The 15,851-nt window shown below is 71.2% G+C and carries 11 protein-coding genes; 6 read left to right on the top strand and 5 right to left on the bottom strand.

Annotated features, from left to right (window positions below; genetic code table 11):
* Positions 1-5: 5 nt before the first annotated feature.
* Complete coding sequence (locus ACGFI1_RS26930; RefSeq protein ID WP_392788961.1) at positions 6-1,328, bottom strand: HNH endonuclease signature motif containing protein; 1,323 nt, start codon at positions 1,326-1,328, stop codon at positions 6-8.
* A gap of 1,218 nt (positions 1,329-2,546) precedes the next feature.
* On the opposite strand from ACGFI1_RS26930, the gene rph reads away from it, so the two are divergent.
* The 5 genes from rph (at position 2,547) to ACGFI1_RS26905 (ending at position 9,331) form a co-directional block, all read left to right on the top strand.
* Complete coding sequence (rph, locus tag ACGFI1_RS26925; protein WP_392788959.1) at positions 2,547-5,174, top strand: rifamycin-inactivating phosphotransferase; 2,628 nt, start codon at positions 2,547-2,549, stop codon at positions 5,172-5,174.
* 82 nt (positions 5,175-5,256) lie between these two features.
* A complete protein-coding gene (locus tag ACGFI1_RS26920) occupies positions 5,257-5,889 on the top strand; it encodes a dihydrofolate reductase family protein (protein ID WP_392788956.1) in 633 nt (210 codons plus the stop codon).
* Between the two features lie 126 nt (positions 5,890-6,015).
* Entirely contained in the window at positions 6,016-7,185 is a 1,170-nt protein-coding gene (locus ACGFI1_RS26915; protein WP_392788953.1) for a serine hydrolase domain-containing protein, read from the top strand.
* A 320-nt stretch (positions 7,186-7,505) separates the two neighbouring features.
* Positions 7,506-8,729: a helix-turn-helix domain-containing protein gene (locus ACGFI1_RS26910; protein WP_392788951.1), complete on the top strand. Its 1,224-nt coding sequence runs from the start codon at positions 7,506-7,508 to the stop codon at positions 8,727-8,729.
* Positions 8,726-9,331, top strand: a complete 606-nt coding sequence (locus ACGFI1_RS26905) for a DUF4232 domain-containing protein (protein ID WP_392788948.1) — start codon at positions 8,726-8,728, stop codon at positions 9,329-9,331. The genes ACGFI1_RS26910 and ACGFI1_RS26905 overlap by 4 nt, the downstream gene beginning before the upstream one ends.
* Positions 9,332-9,337: 6 nt before the next feature.
* On the opposite strand, the gene ACGFI1_RS26900 is transcribed toward ACGFI1_RS26905, so the two are convergent.
* Together ACGFI1_RS26900 and ACGFI1_RS26895 are read right to left on the bottom strand one after the other, a co-directional pair.
* On the bottom strand, positions 9,338-10,219 hold the full coding sequence (locus ACGFI1_RS26900) for an SCO6745 family protein (RefSeq protein WP_392788945.1): 882 nt from the start codon (positions 10,217-10,219) through the stop codon (positions 9,338-9,340).
* Positions 10,220-10,272: 53 nt separating this feature from the next.
* Positions 10,273-11,538: a hypothetical protein gene (locus ACGFI1_RS26895; protein ID WP_392788942.1), complete on the bottom strand. Its 1,266-nt coding sequence runs from the start codon at positions 11,536-11,538 to the stop codon at positions 10,273-10,275.
* Positions 11,539-11,792: 254 nt separating this feature from the next.
* Between ACGFI1_RS26895 and ACGFI1_RS26890 the strand changes: the two genes are divergently transcribed.
* Positions 11,793-12,191: an ATP-binding protein gene (locus tag ACGFI1_RS26890; RefSeq protein WP_392788940.1), complete on the top strand. Its 399-nt coding sequence runs from the start codon at positions 11,793-11,795 to the stop codon at positions 12,189-12,191.
* Between the two features lie 212 nt (positions 12,192-12,403).
* Here ACGFI1_RS26890 and ACGFI1_RS26885 read toward each other — a convergent pair whose 3' ends face one another.
* Positions 12,404-14,002 (bottom strand): AMP-binding protein, encoded by a 1,599-nt coding sequence (locus tag ACGFI1_RS26885; RefSeq protein WP_392788937.1) that lies wholly within the window; start codon positions 14,000-14,002, stop codon positions 12,404-12,406.
* Between the two features lie 98 nt (positions 14,003-14,100).
* On the bottom strand, positions 14,101-15,714 hold the full coding sequence (locus ACGFI1_RS26880; RefSeq protein ID WP_392788934.1) for an MDR family MFS transporter: 1,614 nt from the start codon (positions 15,712-15,714) through the stop codon (positions 14,101-14,103).
* Positions 15,715-15,851 lie beyond the last annotated feature (137 nt).

Below are 15,851 nucleotides of genomic sequence, written 5' to 3'. Positions count from 1 at the left end.
TGGTGTTAGGGGCCGGCGGTTTGGCGGCGGCTTCTGGGTGTGGTTGGTCGGGTGCGGCGGGGGCGTGGGTGGGCGTGGTGTGTGGTGGTGGTCCAGAGTTTGGTGGCGGATGGTGTTTGGGGGGTGGGTGGTGGGGTGTCGGGTGGGAGGAGGCGGTAGCGGTAGCGTCCGGCTGGGTCTTTGGTGATGGCGATCTGGTGCGGGTTGGTGTGCTTGAAGCGGTTGTGCCAGCCGCAGGTGAGGGCGAGTTTGTCGATGTCGGTGGGGCTGTGGCCGAGGGCCCAGCCGTTGACGTGGTCGACCTCGCACAGTGTCCCGGGGACTTCGCACCCCTGCACCGCGCAGGTGGAATACAGGGTCTCCAGGACCTGGCGCTGTGGGGCGGTGGCGAACCGGACCCGATGGCCCAGATACAGCGGGGTGTTGCCGCCGCCGAGCAGGAGCGGAGACACCCCTGCGCTGAGCGCGATGCGGCGGGCTTGGGCGGCGGGGATGGGGGTGCCGTCGGTGAGGCGTGCCGGGGTGGTGCCGCCGGTGAGGGTGTCCAGGTCGCAGATCACGGTGACCTTGGTGGCCTTGTGCCCACCCGACAGCACCGTGGTCAGCGCAGCGGCCGTCCGCTCCGACAGGTCACGCTGGTCGTCGGTCCCGGCGGGTTTGGCCAGCGGCCCGAGAGTGCCGTCCCAGATAGCTGCGTCTTCGGCGTTCAGCCAGCCCTTGATGTAGCGGCCGCCGCCGAGGGACCGGGTCGAGTCGATCCAGGATTGTTCGTAGCCGCGCGCCACGTCTTCGGGGGCTTGTTCGGTGCCGTCGCGTTCGGCGATGACGTCGCGGATCCGCTTGCCGAAGGAGGCGACCTTTCCTGCGGAGAAGCCCTGGTCGACCATGCCCAGCAGGATGTCTTCGGCTTTGCCGCAGTCATCGTCATCGAGTCGGGCGACTGCGTCGGCGATGGTGGCGGCATAGCCGTAGGAGAGGTGGCCGGTGGTCCACCGCTCGGTCATCTCGGGCAGGCGGTGGCGCTGCCGGGCCAGGGTGAGGCGTTCCTTGGCGCGGGACTCGCGCATGCCCAGCCGGGACCGCAGCCAGGATCGGGTGGAGGGGTATCCCCACCGCTGCACCTCCCGAGCACCGTCGACCACGCCGATGAACCCGGCGAGGGTGGCTTCATGCAGGTCGGTTGTGGTGGCGAGGGTCTCGGTGAGTTCCATGCACGCCGCCGCTGATTCGGGGGCGGTGCGGGAGGCGAGTTCGGCGGCGATCGAGGCGGCCGCGTGCACCAGTTGGCTGGTGGACATCGACGCGGTATCGATCTCACTCGAACACATAACTCTATGTTATCGAACAGTCACGCTATCGTACAGTCGTTCCGGAAAATAGTTTGCCCGTCTTGGAGGCTGACCGCGTTGCGGGATATTTCACCCCCTTCCGGGCACAGAAAGGGAAACCCGGTCACCTAGCCGAAGTTCTCGGGGCCGAAGGCCCCGGGGACAGCAACCATGCACAGACCCGCAGCCGAATCACCACACCCCTGCCGCCGAGCCCAGCCGAAGTGACTCCAGCCCACAGCGACCGAAGCGTCCGCGCCGACCTGCCAGGGGCCACCGCAACCGGGCACCCACAGAAACCACACTAATCCGGTAAAAGACCGCCGCAACCTTGAGCAACAACAGAACATTCGCTAGAGAGCTTGAACGACGGGTGTTATCGGCAGGTGGGTGGGGCCACTGGAGCATCCCAGGCGTGTGTTGATCAGGTTTGCGGGTCGGTTGATGCACTAGCCCACACGCCCAGCGAGGCGAAGACGACGTGGTACTAGTCCTCTTCGACAGCGCTGGCGGTGGCGGGCGCTCGTGGTGCTTCTGGTGGGAGCCGCGCTCGACTTCACGGCGACACAGGCTGCGTTCTGGTGGCGTCGGTGGCTGCAAAGGGTCGCCCGATTACCGGGTCCACCCGCAGTACAGAGAGCTCGGCGAGTCCGTGATCCTCCGGCAGGTAGAACGCCGCGCCCCGGAAGCGTGGGCGGCGCGGGCGCAGCCGGCGACGGGCCCGGACCGTCGGGTACACCAGCCAGGCCATGTAGATCACGATCCCGGTTTCGGCCGTGGGACGTCACGCCGAAAGGTGATGTCGAGGCTCTAGCCGAGGAGTGCGATGTCTGGGACTGGACTGCAAGGCCGCCCGAAGGCGGACACCTCGTCCTCTTCTGCAAGGGGTTCGCTCAGTTCATCGGACGTGTGGGAGCGCGGAGAGCTGGACGTCCAGAGGTACGGGTGAGGGCGTGACGAGCCTGTCGGCTCGGGCAAGCAGCTCATCAGGAGGGTTGAGAAGGTGCCCGTGTGCGGAACGGCCGTCACCGCACTGCGTTGGCCGTTCGGAGCAGCGGGGCCGTGAGGAACCTTGATCGTCCGTTGTGGTCTGGACGAAGAGGTTGCGGAGGAGCGCGACGTCCTGCCCCCACTTTCACTTTATATCAGAAACCCGTTCCTCATGAGGCGCGAAAAAATGGCCCATACTGCCGTCGTTGCGAGTCAGCTCGACGGACGATGGGGGCAGCGGAATTGGCTGACGTGCTGGGTTTCGAGCAAATCGACGCTACGAATGTCGCGGACGTCGGCGGTAAGGGGGCGAACCTCGCGGAACTCTCACGGATCGACGGCGTGCGGGTACCGGACGGCTTCTGCGTCACCGTGGACGCCTTTCAGCGAGTCGTGGCCAAGGCGCCCGCGGTCAGCGCTCAACTCGACCTGCTGGCGCGCGTGGATCCGGACGACGGCGCGGCGGTCCGCGACCTCAGCGCCGAGGTGCGCCGGGCCGTCGAGGAACTCGCGATGCCGGACGATCTCGTGGCGGCGGTCGGCGGGGCGCTCGCCCGGCTCGGGGAGCGGGGCGCCTATGCGGTGCGTTCCAGCGCTACCGCCGAGGATCTGCCTACCGCGTCCTTCGCCGGGCAGCAGGACTCCTACCTGAACGTCGTGGGCGCGGACGCGGTTCTGCGCCACGTCCGGCGCTGCTGGGCCTCGCTGTTCACCGAGCGGGCGGTCGCCTACCGGCACCGCAACGGCTTCGACCACCGGAAGGTGCGGATGGCCGTGGTCGTCCAGCGGATGGTGTTCCCGGACGCGGCCGGGGTCCTGTTCACCGCCGACCCCGTGACCTCGAACCGGAAGGTCGCCACCGTGGAGGCCGGTTGGGGGCTCGGTGAGGCGCTCGTGTCAGGACTGGTCGCCGCAGACGTCTACGCGGTGCGCGATGACCAGGTGCTCACTACAGCGGTCGCTGCCAAGGCGCGTTCTGTTCGGGCGGCGCCGGGCGGCGGCACCGAGGACGTGCCGGTCGAGTCGCAGCGGCAGAGGCAGGCGGCGTTGACGGACGCGCAAGTCGTGCGCCTGGTGCGGCTGGGCCGGCGGATCGAGGCGCACTTCGGGCGGCCTCAGGACATCGAATGGTGTCTGGTCGGCGATGACTTCCACATTGTCCAGAGCCGTCCGATCACCACCCTGTTCCCCATTCCCGAGGCCGATGACCAGGAGAACCACGCCTATCTCTCCGTCGGCCACCAGCAGATGATGACCGACGCGATGAAGCCGCTGGGGCTCTCGATGTGGCAGCTGACGACGCCTCGACCAATGTATGAGGCGGGTGGACGGCTGTTCGTCGATGTGGCCCCACTCCTGGCCTCGCCCGCAGCGCGCGCGAACCTTCTGGAGACCGCGGGGAAAGCCGATCCGTTGATGCGGGACGCGCTACAGGTCGTCCTCGACCGTCCTGATTTCCTTCCCCCGGTTTCGGACGAGGGGTCCGGCGGCCGTCCTAGCGGCCGTCCGGCGCCCGTCCCGATGGAGACCGATCCGGGCATCGTCACGGAGCTGATCCGGGAGAGTGAGGCGTCCGTCGCTGCGCTGCGGCGCGAGATCCGAGAGCTGTCCGGGACGGAGCTGCTCGACTTCATCCTCGGCGACATCGCGGAGGTGAAGCGCATCCTGTTCGCCCCGCGCAGTCACCAGGCGATCATGGCCGGGATGGAGGCGGCCTGGTGGCTCAATGAGCACATGGAGGCGTGGCTCGGCGAGAAGAACGCGGCTGACGCGCTGACGTTGTCCGTTCCGCACAACGTGACGTCGGAGATGGGGCTGGCGCTCCTCGATGTCGCGGACGTGATCCGCCCGCACGCGGACGTCGTCGCATTCCTGCAGCGTGTCGCGGACGAAGGCCGGGACGGTGACGGTTTCCTGAGCGAACTGGCCGACTTGCCCGGCGGACGCGAGGTACGGGAAGCCATCCAGAGCTACCTCGACGCCTACGGCATGCGCTGCGCGGGCGAGATCGACATCACCAGGACGCGCTGGAGCGAGCAGCCCGCCATGCTCGTCCCCGCCCTCCTCGGCAACGTCAAGAACTTCGGGCCGGGTGCCGGAAGGCAGCGCTTCGCTGAAGGCCACGATGAGGCGCAGCGGAAAGAACGGGAACTGTTGACGCGGTTGCGCGCCCTGGACGACGACGGGGAGCGGAAGGCCGAGGAGACCAAGCGGATGATCGATCGTGTCCGCGCCTTCGCCGGATACCGGGAGTACCCCAAGTACGGCATGGTCAGCCGCTACTTCGCCTACAAGCAGGCATTGCTGCGGGAGGCCGATCGCCTCGTCCGGTCCGGCATCCTGCGCCAGAAGGACGACATCTTCTTCCTCCGTTTCCAGGAGTTGCAGGAGGTTGTACGAACGGGCAGCGCCGACGCCGAACTCATCGCAGAAAGGCGACGGGCGTTCCGGTCGTACGAGGCCCTCACCCCACCACGCGTCATCACATCGGACGGCGAGGCCATCACCGGCCGGTACCAGCCGGACAACGCCCCGCCCGGCGCGCTGGTCGGTCTCCCAGTCTCGGCCGGCATCGTCGAGGGCCGCGCCCGCGTCGTCCTGGACATGGCACAAGCCGACCTCGAAGCGGGCGACATCCTCGTCACCGCCTACACCGACCCCAGTTGGACGCCCCTGTTCGTCGCGGCCGCCGGCCTGGTGACGGAGGTAGGCGGCCTCATGACGCACGGCGCGGTGGTCGCGCGAGAGTACGGTCTGCCAGCGGTCGTGGGCGTCGAGCAGGCCACCCGGCTGATCCGGGACGGGCAGCGCATCCGTATCCACGGAACCGATGGGTACGTCCAGATTCTCGACTGATCCACCCCGCCGGGGCCGATGAGTCCGCCGGTGCCCGCGGGTCTACCTCCTGACCGAGAAGACCAACGCGTTGGAGGAAGATATGGGCGTCATCCAGATCGAGATGTTCGCGACCCTCGACCTCGTCGGGCAGTCGCCCGGCGCTCCCGACGAGGACCCGCTCGGGTTCCCGTTCGGCGGCTGGCAGGCCCCCCTGCTGGACGAGGTCTCCGGAGCGCAGGTCGGCGCCGCCTACGAGGGCACGGACGCCCTCCTGCTCGGCCGGCGGACGTACGACATCTTCGCCGCCTACTGGCCGAACTACGAGGGCGACGAGGACAACGAGATCGCCACGCTCTTCAACAGCGTCCCGAAGTACGTCGCCTCCCGCGGCAAGCCCGAGCTGTCGTGGGCCGGATCCAAGCAGCTCGGCCCCGACCTGGCCGAGGCCGTGCGCGAGATCCGCGACCGGCACGAGCACGTCAAGGTCGTCGGCAGCCTGAACCTGGTGCAGACGCTCCTGCGCGAGAAGCTCTTCGACCGGCTCGACCTGTGGGTGCACCCGATCGTCCTCGGCGTCGGGAAAAAGGTGTTCGACGGCGGCGCGGTGCCCTCGAACCTCACGCTCCTCGAACCGCCGGCGGCCAGCCCGAAGGGCACCGTGTACCTGCGCTACGGGCTCGCCGACGGCATCCCGGGGACGGGTGACATGAGCGCGCCCGACCGCGGCGTCTGACGCGAAGGCGGCATCCCGCGGGGTGTCGTCAGGTACACCACCGGCTCGGGGTCTTGGCCCAGTGCCGTGATGCGCGCCCGCCGGAAGGCTTGATCACGTCAACGGACGGCCTTCCAGGAGGAATTCATGTCGCGCATCCCCCGATTCGCCGCGCTCGCCACGGCGTCCGCTCTGGTCGCCGGGGTCGGGGTCGGGCTCGCACCGGCCGCGAACGCCGCCGCCCCCGCCCCCGCCGGCCCCGCCACCACCCACGGCAACGGGAAGGGCCATGGCAACCAGCTCGACAGGAAGGTGCGTGAGCAGGCGGCGAAGCTGGTCGCGGACGGGGCGCCCGGCGTCATCGTCATGACGCGGCGCGGCGGCCGGGTGTCGCACGTGACCGCCGGGGTGGCGGACAAGGCGACCGGCGCCCCGATGGACCACCGGCTCCAGTTCCGCATCGCCAGCGTGACCAAGTCGTTCACCTCGACGGTCGTGCTGCAGCTCGCCGCCGAGCACCGCCTGTCGCTGGACGACACCGTGGACGACTGGCTCCCCGGCCTGCTCGGCGCGAACGGCAACGACGGGTCGAAGATCACCGTCCGGCAGCTGCTCGCGCAGACCAGCGGGCTGAACGACTACACGCCCGACCCCCGGGTGATGTCCGACCCGGCCCGGTCCTGGACGCCCGAGGAGCTGATCGCGATCGCGACGGAGAAGCCGCCGCTGTACGCGCCGGGCACGGACTGGAACTACGCCAACACCAACTACATCCTCGCCGGAATGATCATCGAGAAGGCGACCGGGCGGCCGGTGGGCGCGGAGCTGCAGCGGCGGATCTTCACGCCGCTGCGGCTCCGGCACACCTTCTACCCGACGACCGACCCCGGCTTCCGCGGCCCGTACGTGCACGGCTACTACTACGACTACGGCGACGTGAGCACGCTGGTCAGCCCGTCCAGCGCCCGGACGTCCGGCGGCATCGTCAGCACGGTGGACGACGTGGCGCGCTTCCACCGGGCGCTGTTCACCGGGCGGCTGCTGCCGGCGAAGCAGATGCGCGAGCTGCGGACGGTCCGTCCCGTCAACGACGACGGGGTGGTGGAGGACTACGGGCTCGGCGTCGCCCGCATCAAGTTCTCCTGCGGGTACGCGTGGGGCCACGACGGCGGCTTCCCCGGCTACCGCACCTGGACCTACACCAGCGCCGACGGCGGCCGCCAGGCGATCATCACCTACAACGAGTCGAAGCTGGAGCACGACACGGCCTTCCGGGCTGACCTCGCCAAGGCCGCCGACACCGCTTTCTGCGCCTGAACCGCTTTCTGCGCCTGAACGGCCTTCTGCGCCTGAACGAAGGGCACCCGGTTATAAGCGGGTGAGCAGTGGCCGCAGGGTTTTGTTCTTCCGCACTACAGAACAGCGGCGGGGGCGGTGCGTACCGTCGGGGCGTCCAGCAGCACAGCCGGGCAGACGGAGGTGTGCCGATGACCAGAACCCTCGCATCCGGAGACGCAGGCGAGCGGCAGGGTGACGGCGAGCGGCAAGGTACAGGTGAGGGGCGAGGCGCCGCCGAGGGGCGAGGCGCCGGCGCGCGGCGAGGTGACGGGGCGCGGCAAGGTGACGGCGCGCGGCCCGTGCTCCTCCCGCCGCGCCTCGCCGGGCTGATGCGGCCGGAGCTGCCGAGCCTCGCGGAGGAGATCGTCACCGAGATCCGTCGCGCCATCCCGGAGTACGCCCGGCCGCTCGACGGCCCCTACGGGCATGTGCTGCGGCTCAGCGTCGAGCACAACCTGGCCGCGTTCGTCGACCGGATCGCCGCCCCGCACGGCGCGCCGGCCGACGGCGACTCCGCGGCGACCGCGCGGATGCTCGGCCAGTACGAGGCGCACGAGGGCCGCGATCTGGACTCCCTCCAGGCCGCGTACCGCATCGGCGGGCAGGTCGCCTGGCGCCGCGTCATGCGGGTCGCGCCCCGGCACGACATCTCCGCCGCCGTCATGTCCCGGCTCGCCGACGCCCTCTTCGTCTACCTGGACGAGCTGGCGGAGCTGTCGCTCGACGGGTACCGGCAGGCCAGGGCCCGTCCGATCCCCGCGCTGGACGAGCGGCGCCGCCGCCTGCTGCGCCTGCTCCTGGACGGCCCCGAGGCGGAGGTCGCGGAGTCGGCCGAGGCCGCCGGGTGGCCCGTCCCGGACGAGGTCACGCTCGTCGCCGTCGAACCGGACGCCCGCTGCGCGTGGGCGGCGCTGGACGAGGACGTCCTCGCCGACCTGGAGTGCGCCGCCCCGCACCTGCTCCTGCCGGGCCCGTTCACGCCGGAGCGGCGCCGCATGCTGGACGAGGCGCTGCCCGGCCGCCTGATCGCGGTCGGCGTGACGATGCCGACCGGGCAGGCCGCCGACTCGCTGCGCTGGGCCCGGCGGGCGCTCGGGCTCGCGCTCGGCGGCGTCCTCGACGGCCCGGTGGTCCGGTGCGAGGAGCACCTCGTGACGCTGTGGCTGCTGTCGGACCCGGCGCTGGTGGACGAGCTGGCCCGGCGCCGCCTCGGCGTCCTGGACGGCATGACGCCCGGCCAGCGGGACCGGCTGACCGAGACCCTGCGGACCTGGCTCGTCACCCGCGGCACCGCCGCCGAGATGGCCGCGATCCTGCACATCCACCCGCAGACCGTCCGGTACCGGATGCGCAAGATCGAGCAGACCTTCGGCGCCGAACTGGCCGACCCGGAGGCCCGGTTCGGCATCGAGGTCGTGCTGCGCGCCGCCCACCTGCGGGCCCGCGCCGGACGGGCCGGGGCAGGCATCGGCACCGACACCGGCACACGACGTCCACATCCGTCTGCCATCATCCCCAGGTGACTCCGACAAAGCGGACATCGATCCTGCTGCTCGCGGCGGCGGCGGTGCTGGCCGGCGCGGCGGGCTGCGGCACCGAGACCGCGCCCGCCGCCCTCCCGTCCGAGCCGTATCCCGTGCTGCCGTCGAAGCCGGCGACGCCGACGCCGATCCCGCTGGAGCGGAACACGCCCGCCCCGCCGGTCTGCACGCCGGAGGGCATCAGCATCGGGATGGAGGAGCCGGAGGCGGCGATGGGCCTGCGCGCCGCGACCATCCGGCTCCGCAACTGCGGCGACCGCCCGTACCGGCTGAACGGCTACCCGTCCGTGCGCGTCCTCGACAAGGACCGGCAGCCGTTCGACGTGGAGATCGTGCGCGGCACGACGCAGGTCGAGGACCCGGGGCCGAAGCCGCTGACGATCCGTCCGGACGGGTCCGCCGTCTTCGGGATCGTCTGGCGGAACCTCGTCACCGACCCGACGACGACGGCGGTGGCGGGCACGTACCTGGAGGTCCGGCCCGCGCCGGGACGGCCGGTCGTCATCGTGGAGTCCGATGGGCCCATCGACCTCGGCAACACCGGACGCCTGGAGGAGACCGCCTGGCGCCTCCCCCGCCCCTGACCCGGCTCAGCGGGGCGGCGCCTGGACCTTGCCGATGCCGAGCGTGTTCTCGGCGGGCATCAGGCCGGTCTCCAGGACCTTGACCAGGATCGGCATCGTCAGCTGCCCCAGCCGCTCGGCCTTGGCCTCGCCGAGGGCGCGCCAGGGCGCGTAGGCGAGGTCGTCGGTCATCCGCTCGACGGAGTCGCGCAGCTCCCGGCCCCGGTCGGTCGCGGTGCCGTCACCGCTCACGAGGCCGCGGGACGCGAGGCGGTCGCGGGCGGCGGCCCACTCCTCGTCCGTCCAGCCGCGGCTCGCGAACGTCTCCACGGACGCGGCGCCGACCGCGGCGAACGAGACGAGCGACTCGGCCGGGTCGAGCCCGTGGGTGAGGAGCGCGGCGACGTGGCCGTCCCCGCGCTGCTCGCGCAGGATGCCGATCGCGTGCCACAGCGCGAGGTGCGGCTCGTCCGGCCAGGGCAGGTCGGCGTTGGCGGCGGCGATCGGGCGGCCCGCGGTGCCCGCCTCCTCGGCGGCGGCGCGGGCCAGCGAGGCGGCCTCGGCGAGGTCCGGGGAGCCGATGGCGTCGCCGAGCAGCGCCCGGTACATGCGGTCGACGGCGCGCACCCGTGCCCGCAGGACGCGCTCGGGCGGCGCGACCGTCCACACGGCGGGGACGTGCTCGGCCACCATGCGCGGGCTGAAGCTGTAGAACGCGGACGCGACCCGCTCCGGACCGGCGGCGCCGAGCGGGGCGGCGCGCCAGGCGAAGTAGCTCGGCCAGCGCGTATCGACCTCGTACCCGAGCTCCGCCGCCTCGGCGAAGACGTCGGGCGAGTACCAGAACAGGGCGTGGACGGCTTCGAGCTGGTGCCACATCTGCCGTGCCAGGCCGGGGTTCTCCGTCATCGGCGCTCCTTCGCTCGGGATCACCACCAGCCTATCTAGACAGTGACAAGATTTCACCGGCCGAGCCGGAACGCGTCCGCCTCGGACCACCGCCCGTCCGTCCCCAACGCCGCCGACCAGGCACCCGACGCCCCGCTGACCTGCGTTGACGGCATCCCCGGAGCGACACGCACCTCCCCGGAATAGGCACCGCTCGACGCTGCCGGATAAGCACCAGATGCAACGGACTGGCCGTGTGGCACCCCGCGATAGGCCCCCGAGGCTGCGGGATGCTCGTCCAACACGGCCGGGTAGGCGCCAGACGCTGCCGGGTGTGAGGGCGTAGGGGCGGCAGCGGGGAGGGCGCGGGTGTAGGCGCCAGAGCGGGTCGGTGGGCGTCCTGTCGTGATCGGCGCCGGCGCGGAGGCGGTGCGGCGGGTGCGGCGTTCGTGGCGGGGGAAGGCCAGGAGCGCCAGGACGGCCAGACCGACGCCCGCGACGCGCAACAGGAACGGTCCCGACTCGTGCGGCCACGGCTCGCCGTACAGCAGCGTGGCCGACAGCAGCAGGTGCGTCTTGGCGGTGACCGTGACGACCGTGACGATGATCATGAGGCGGCAGCGCTGCAGGCCGATCGAGAGCAGCCCGAGGCCGAGGAGGCCCGCGAGCAGAAACAGGTAGGGGTGCGGCGAGGCCAGCACCCCTGCGCCCCGGCCGTCGGCGAGCATCATCGCCATGCCCTGGCCGAACACCTCGGTGGCGCCGAGCAGGACGCCCGCGCCGAGCCCGTGGGCGATGCCGGTCAGCGGGCGCGCGTGCCGTCCGCTGACGGGGCGGTCGCGCACGCAGAACATCCACAGCGGCAGGACAAGCGACGGCACGAACACCAGGCCCGCCTTCCACAGCGGGAGGGTATCGGCGGCACTGGCGCCGCCCGGCCGGTGCAGGGCGTCCGGCAACGACTCGCCGGCGCCGGGCAGCACCGACAGCGCCGCGGTGATCATCGCGGCCACAGTGATGAGGACCGCGAGCCACTCCCGCGACGTCGGCCGTTCACCGAACCCGCTCATCCCCACCGCGAGGAGCGTGATGAGGCCGAGCCCGTAGGCGGGCAGGGTCGCGACCACGGGCAGCGTCACTAGCGCGAAGGCCGACAGGGCGAACCCCGCCAGCAGCACCGCGACCCCGGCGAGCCAGCGCGGACTGCGCCCGAGCCGTCCGGCGGCGTGCAGCGGGTGCCGACCCCCGATCGGGCTCATCCGCCCGGCGGCCGTCTTGAACAGGACGTAGGCGGCGATATAGACGGCCTGCGCGGCGCAGGCGAGGACGACCGCGTGCATGGCGCACCTCCGGGACGGACTCGCGTCCTTCACCCCACCCGGCGAAAAACGCTGTCGAAACGGATGGTGACATGAGGAGGGCGTCCGCCGATTCTCGCCGCGAGACGGAGAAAACACCCGATTTGTGCGCCTCGGTGAGTATCGCGGGGCCCGGCTGTCCCGGAAAGGCCAAGATCAATGCATCGGGCGCATTGCCGATCACTCACCGCAGGTGAATGATTGCGGTGCGCTTCCGAGTCAGGTGTGGTGATGCAGTGTCGGTCAGGTTGGAGAGGCTGGGCGAACCGTTCGGCTTCAGCGACGGCGAGGGCGGCCGCCGGGCCCGCCGAGCGGTGCGCGAGCGCGCCGCCAAGCTCATCGCGGACGAGGGGCTCCTCGACGACGTCGAGCTGATGACGGCCGAGGCCGTCGCCAACGCCGTCCTGCACGGTTCCGGGCTCGTCACGGTGACCGTCGCCACCGACGGCCGCGCGCTGCTCGTGGAGGTCGCCGACGACGGCCCCGCCCGCCCCGGACCGGCGGCGGCCGACCCGCACGTCCGCCGCCGCCTCGACCACGGCCGCGGCCTGACCGTCATCGACGCCCTCGCCGACGAATGGGGACTGGATCAGACCCCCGACCGCACCCGCCTCTGGTTCACCCTCAGCCCCTGAACCCAGCCGAGCGCTAGGGCAGGGATAGGAGCGCAGGGCGCTAGGGGGGCGGCGTTAAGAGGCAGGGCGTTAAGAGGCAGGGCGTTAGGCGGGCCGGGCTCTAAAAGGGCCGGGCGGTAGGCGGGCCGGGCGGTAGGCGGGCCGGGCGGTAGGCGGGCCGGGCGGTAGGCGGGCCGGGCGCTAGGAGAGCAGAGCGCTAGGAGAGCAGAGCGCTAGGAGAGCAGAGCGCGGCGGACGACCTTGCCTGTGGCGTTGCGGGGGAGCGCGTCCAGGAAGTGGACGTCGCGGGGCACGGCGAAGCGGGCCAGATGCTCCCGGACGTGCGCGCGAACGGCGTCGGCGTCCAGCTCAGCCCCTTCGCGCAGGACGAGGAAGGCGGCGGCGCGCTGACCGAACTCCTCGTCCGGGACGCCGACGACGGCCACCTCCCTGACCTGCGGCAGCTTCTCCAGCACCTCTTCGATCGCGCCCGGGAAGACGTTCTCGCCGCCCGAGACGATCATGTCGTCGTCGCGGCCGTGCACGAACAGCCGGCCCTGGTCGTCGAGGTGCCCGACGTCGCCGAGGCTCATCAGGCCGTCCCGCATCTCTTTGGTGCCGCCACCGGTGTAGCCGGCGAACAGCAGTTCGTTGGCGGCGAAGATGCGGCCGGTGGTGCCGGGCGGGACGGGGCGTCCCTCGTCGTCCAGGATCGCGACCTTCGTCCCCGGCGGCGGCGTGCCGGCCGTGTCGGGGTCGGCGCGCAGGTCGGCGGGCGTGGCGATGGTGACCCAGGACGCCTCGGTCGACCCGTACAGGTTGTAGAGGACGTCGCCGAACGCGTCCATGAACGCGGTGGCGAGCGTCGCGGGCAGGGCCGAGCCGCTGACGGCGGCAATCCGCAGGGAGGACGTGTCGTGCTTGCACCTCGCCGCCTCCGGGACGTCCAGGACGCGCTGGAGCATGACCGGCACGGCGACGAGCGCGGTCGCTCCCGTGACGTCGATCGTGCGGAGGGTCTGCTCGGGGTCGAACCGGCTCCGCAGGACGATCGTGGCGCGCAGCGAGATCGCGGTCTGGAGCATCGCGTAGCCCCAGGTGTGGAACAGCGGCGCCTCGATGAACATCCGTTCGTGCACCCGGTAGGGGATGCGGGAAAGGATCGAGGTGAGCGGCGACAGCCCGGGGCGCGAGTGCCGGTCGGCGCCCTTGGGGTGGCCGGTGGTGCCGGAGCTGAGCACGATCGTCCGGCCGGGCTTCGCCGGCGGGTCGACCGGCGCCGTCGGCGCGGTCGCGATGACGTTCTCCAGCTCCGACCCGGGCCCGCCGGCCGTGATGACGTGCGCGGTCTTCGGCACGGCCGCGATGAACCCGGCGAACTCGGCGTCGGCGATGACGACCTCGACCTGCTGCTGCCGCAGGACGGTGACGAGCTGCTCGGTGCTCATCCCCGTGTTGAGCAGCACCAGGTCGGAGCCGCGCTTGCTGCACGCGGTGAGCGCCTCGACCATGCCGCGGTGGTTGCGGCACAGCACCGCCACGCGGGGCGAGTCGTTGAACCGGCCGAGCGCGGCGGCGAGCCGGTCGGTGCGGGCGTCCAGCTCGCCGTAGGTCAGCTCCCCGGCGTCGTCGGCGATCGCGACGACGCCGGGGTCGCGGGCGGCCGCGGAGGCGACCGTCCCGCCGAGCAGGGTGCCCCAGCGGCGCAGGGCGTCGAGCTGGCGGACGACCTTCAGCGGCGGCCCGGGGCGCCACAGCCCGCTCCGGGCGAACATGCCGCCCGCGCGCGCGACCGACGCCGCACGGTGCCCGAACTCCGATCGTCCGCTCATCTCCCACCGCCTCCGGTACGGGGTTCCGGATTACCGACCGTACGGTTGGCGGCTTTCGTGCACTTCTGACTGAAGTCAGCTCTTCGCGGCGGCGATTGTCAGGTGCCTGACAACGAACCGTCCGCGGCGGCGGTCATCGGGGCGTCCGCCTTGTGCGTCCTGCCCGCCTTCTCCGCCGCGTCCGCCGCGTTCGCCTCGGCGGGCGCCGCGGGCTCGGCCAGGTCGAGGCTGTCGCGCAGCGTGACCGGCTTGAGCAGCGCCGCCGCGATGATCCCGACGACCGCGATGGCGGTGGATACCAGGAAGATGTGCCCGGTGGCATCGCCGTAGGCGGCCCGGACGATCTCCTTGACCGGTCCCGGCAGCGCCGCGATGTCGAGGTTGCCGGCGTCGCCGCCGCCCGCGGTCGGGTCGACGCCGAGCCGCCGCAGCCCGCCGGCGATCTTGTCGGCGACCTGGTTGGCGAGCACCGCGCCGAGCACCGACACGCCGACCGTCCCGCCGAGGGAGCGGAAGAAGGTGACGGTCCCGCTGGCGGCGCCGATCTCGTTCAGGTGGACGGAGTTCTGCACGACGAGCACGAGGTTCTGCATCGTCATGCCGACCCCGGCGCCGATCAGGAACATCCCGACGCCGAGGTAGACCAGCGAGGTCTCGTGGTCGATGGTCGCCAGCATGCCGAACCCGGCGGTCAGGACTAGCGTCCCGAACACGATGTACGGCTTCACCTTGCCGGTCTTGGTGGCGAGGCGTCCGGCGATGGTGGACGCGCCGAACACGCCGAGCATCATCGGGAAGGTCAGCAGGCCCGCCTTGGTCGGGCTGTAGCCGCGTCCGATCTGGAAGTACTGGCCGAGGAAGACGGCGCCGCCGAACATGGCCATGCCGACCGCGAGGCTCGCGATGATCGCGAGGGCGGTGTTGCGGCGCGCGACGATGTCCAGCGGGACGATCGGCTCGGCCGCCCGCCTCTCGACCCACACGGCGATCGCCAGCAGCACGACGCCGCCGCCCGCCATCGCGGCCGTCTGCCAGGACAGCCAGGCGAAGTTCTCGCCGACGAAGGTGACCCAGATGAGCAGGACGCTGACACCGGCGGCGATCAGCGTCGCCCCCGCGTAGTCGATCTTCACGTCGGGGCGCCGCATGACCGGCAGCTTGAGGGTCTTCTGCAGCAGCACGAACGCGACGACGGCGAACGGGACGCCGATGAAGAAGCACCAGCGCCAGCCGAGCGCCGAGTCGACGATCAGCCCGCCGAGCAGCGGCCCGCCGACGGTCGCGACCGCCATCACGCCGCCGAGGTAGCCGTAGTAGCGGCCCCGGTCACGCGGGCTGATCATCGCGGCCATGATGATCTGGACGAGGATCTGCAGCGCGCCGACGCCGAGCCCCTGCACGGCGCGGAAGAAGATGAGCTGCGCGGTGTTCTGCGCGAACCCGGACGCGGCCGACGCCACGATGAAGATGACGACGCCCGCCTGGAGCAGCGTCTTCTTGTTGTAGAGGTCGGCCAGCTTGCCCCAGATGGGGGTACTGGCGGTGGACACCAGCAGGGTCGCGGTGACGACCCACGTGTACTGCGACTGGCTGCCCTTGAGCGCACCGATGATCTGCGGCAGCGCGGTGGACACGACGGTGCCGCTGAGCATCGCCACGAACAGCACCAGCAGCAGGCCGCTGAGTGCTTCTAGGACCTGCCGGTGCGTCATCTGCGCAGGTCTGGTCGGGGCAGGAACGGTCAAGAGACGCCTCCGCGAGAAGTTGGGAACGAGGCTTCAACCCCGCCGCCCCGGGCTCTTATTCCCAGTGGGCAAATTTTCTCACAGAGCAGCATTTGAAGGTGGGT

This window comes from Actinomadura geliboluensis (assembly GCF_043197915.1).
Taxonomy (GTDB): domain Bacteria; phylum Actinomycetota; class Actinomycetes; order Streptosporangiales; family Streptosporangiaceae; genus Spirillospora; species Spirillospora geliboluensis.
Note: the sequence above shows the minus strand (reverse complement) of the source record. Positions and strands in the feature narration are given on the sequence as shown.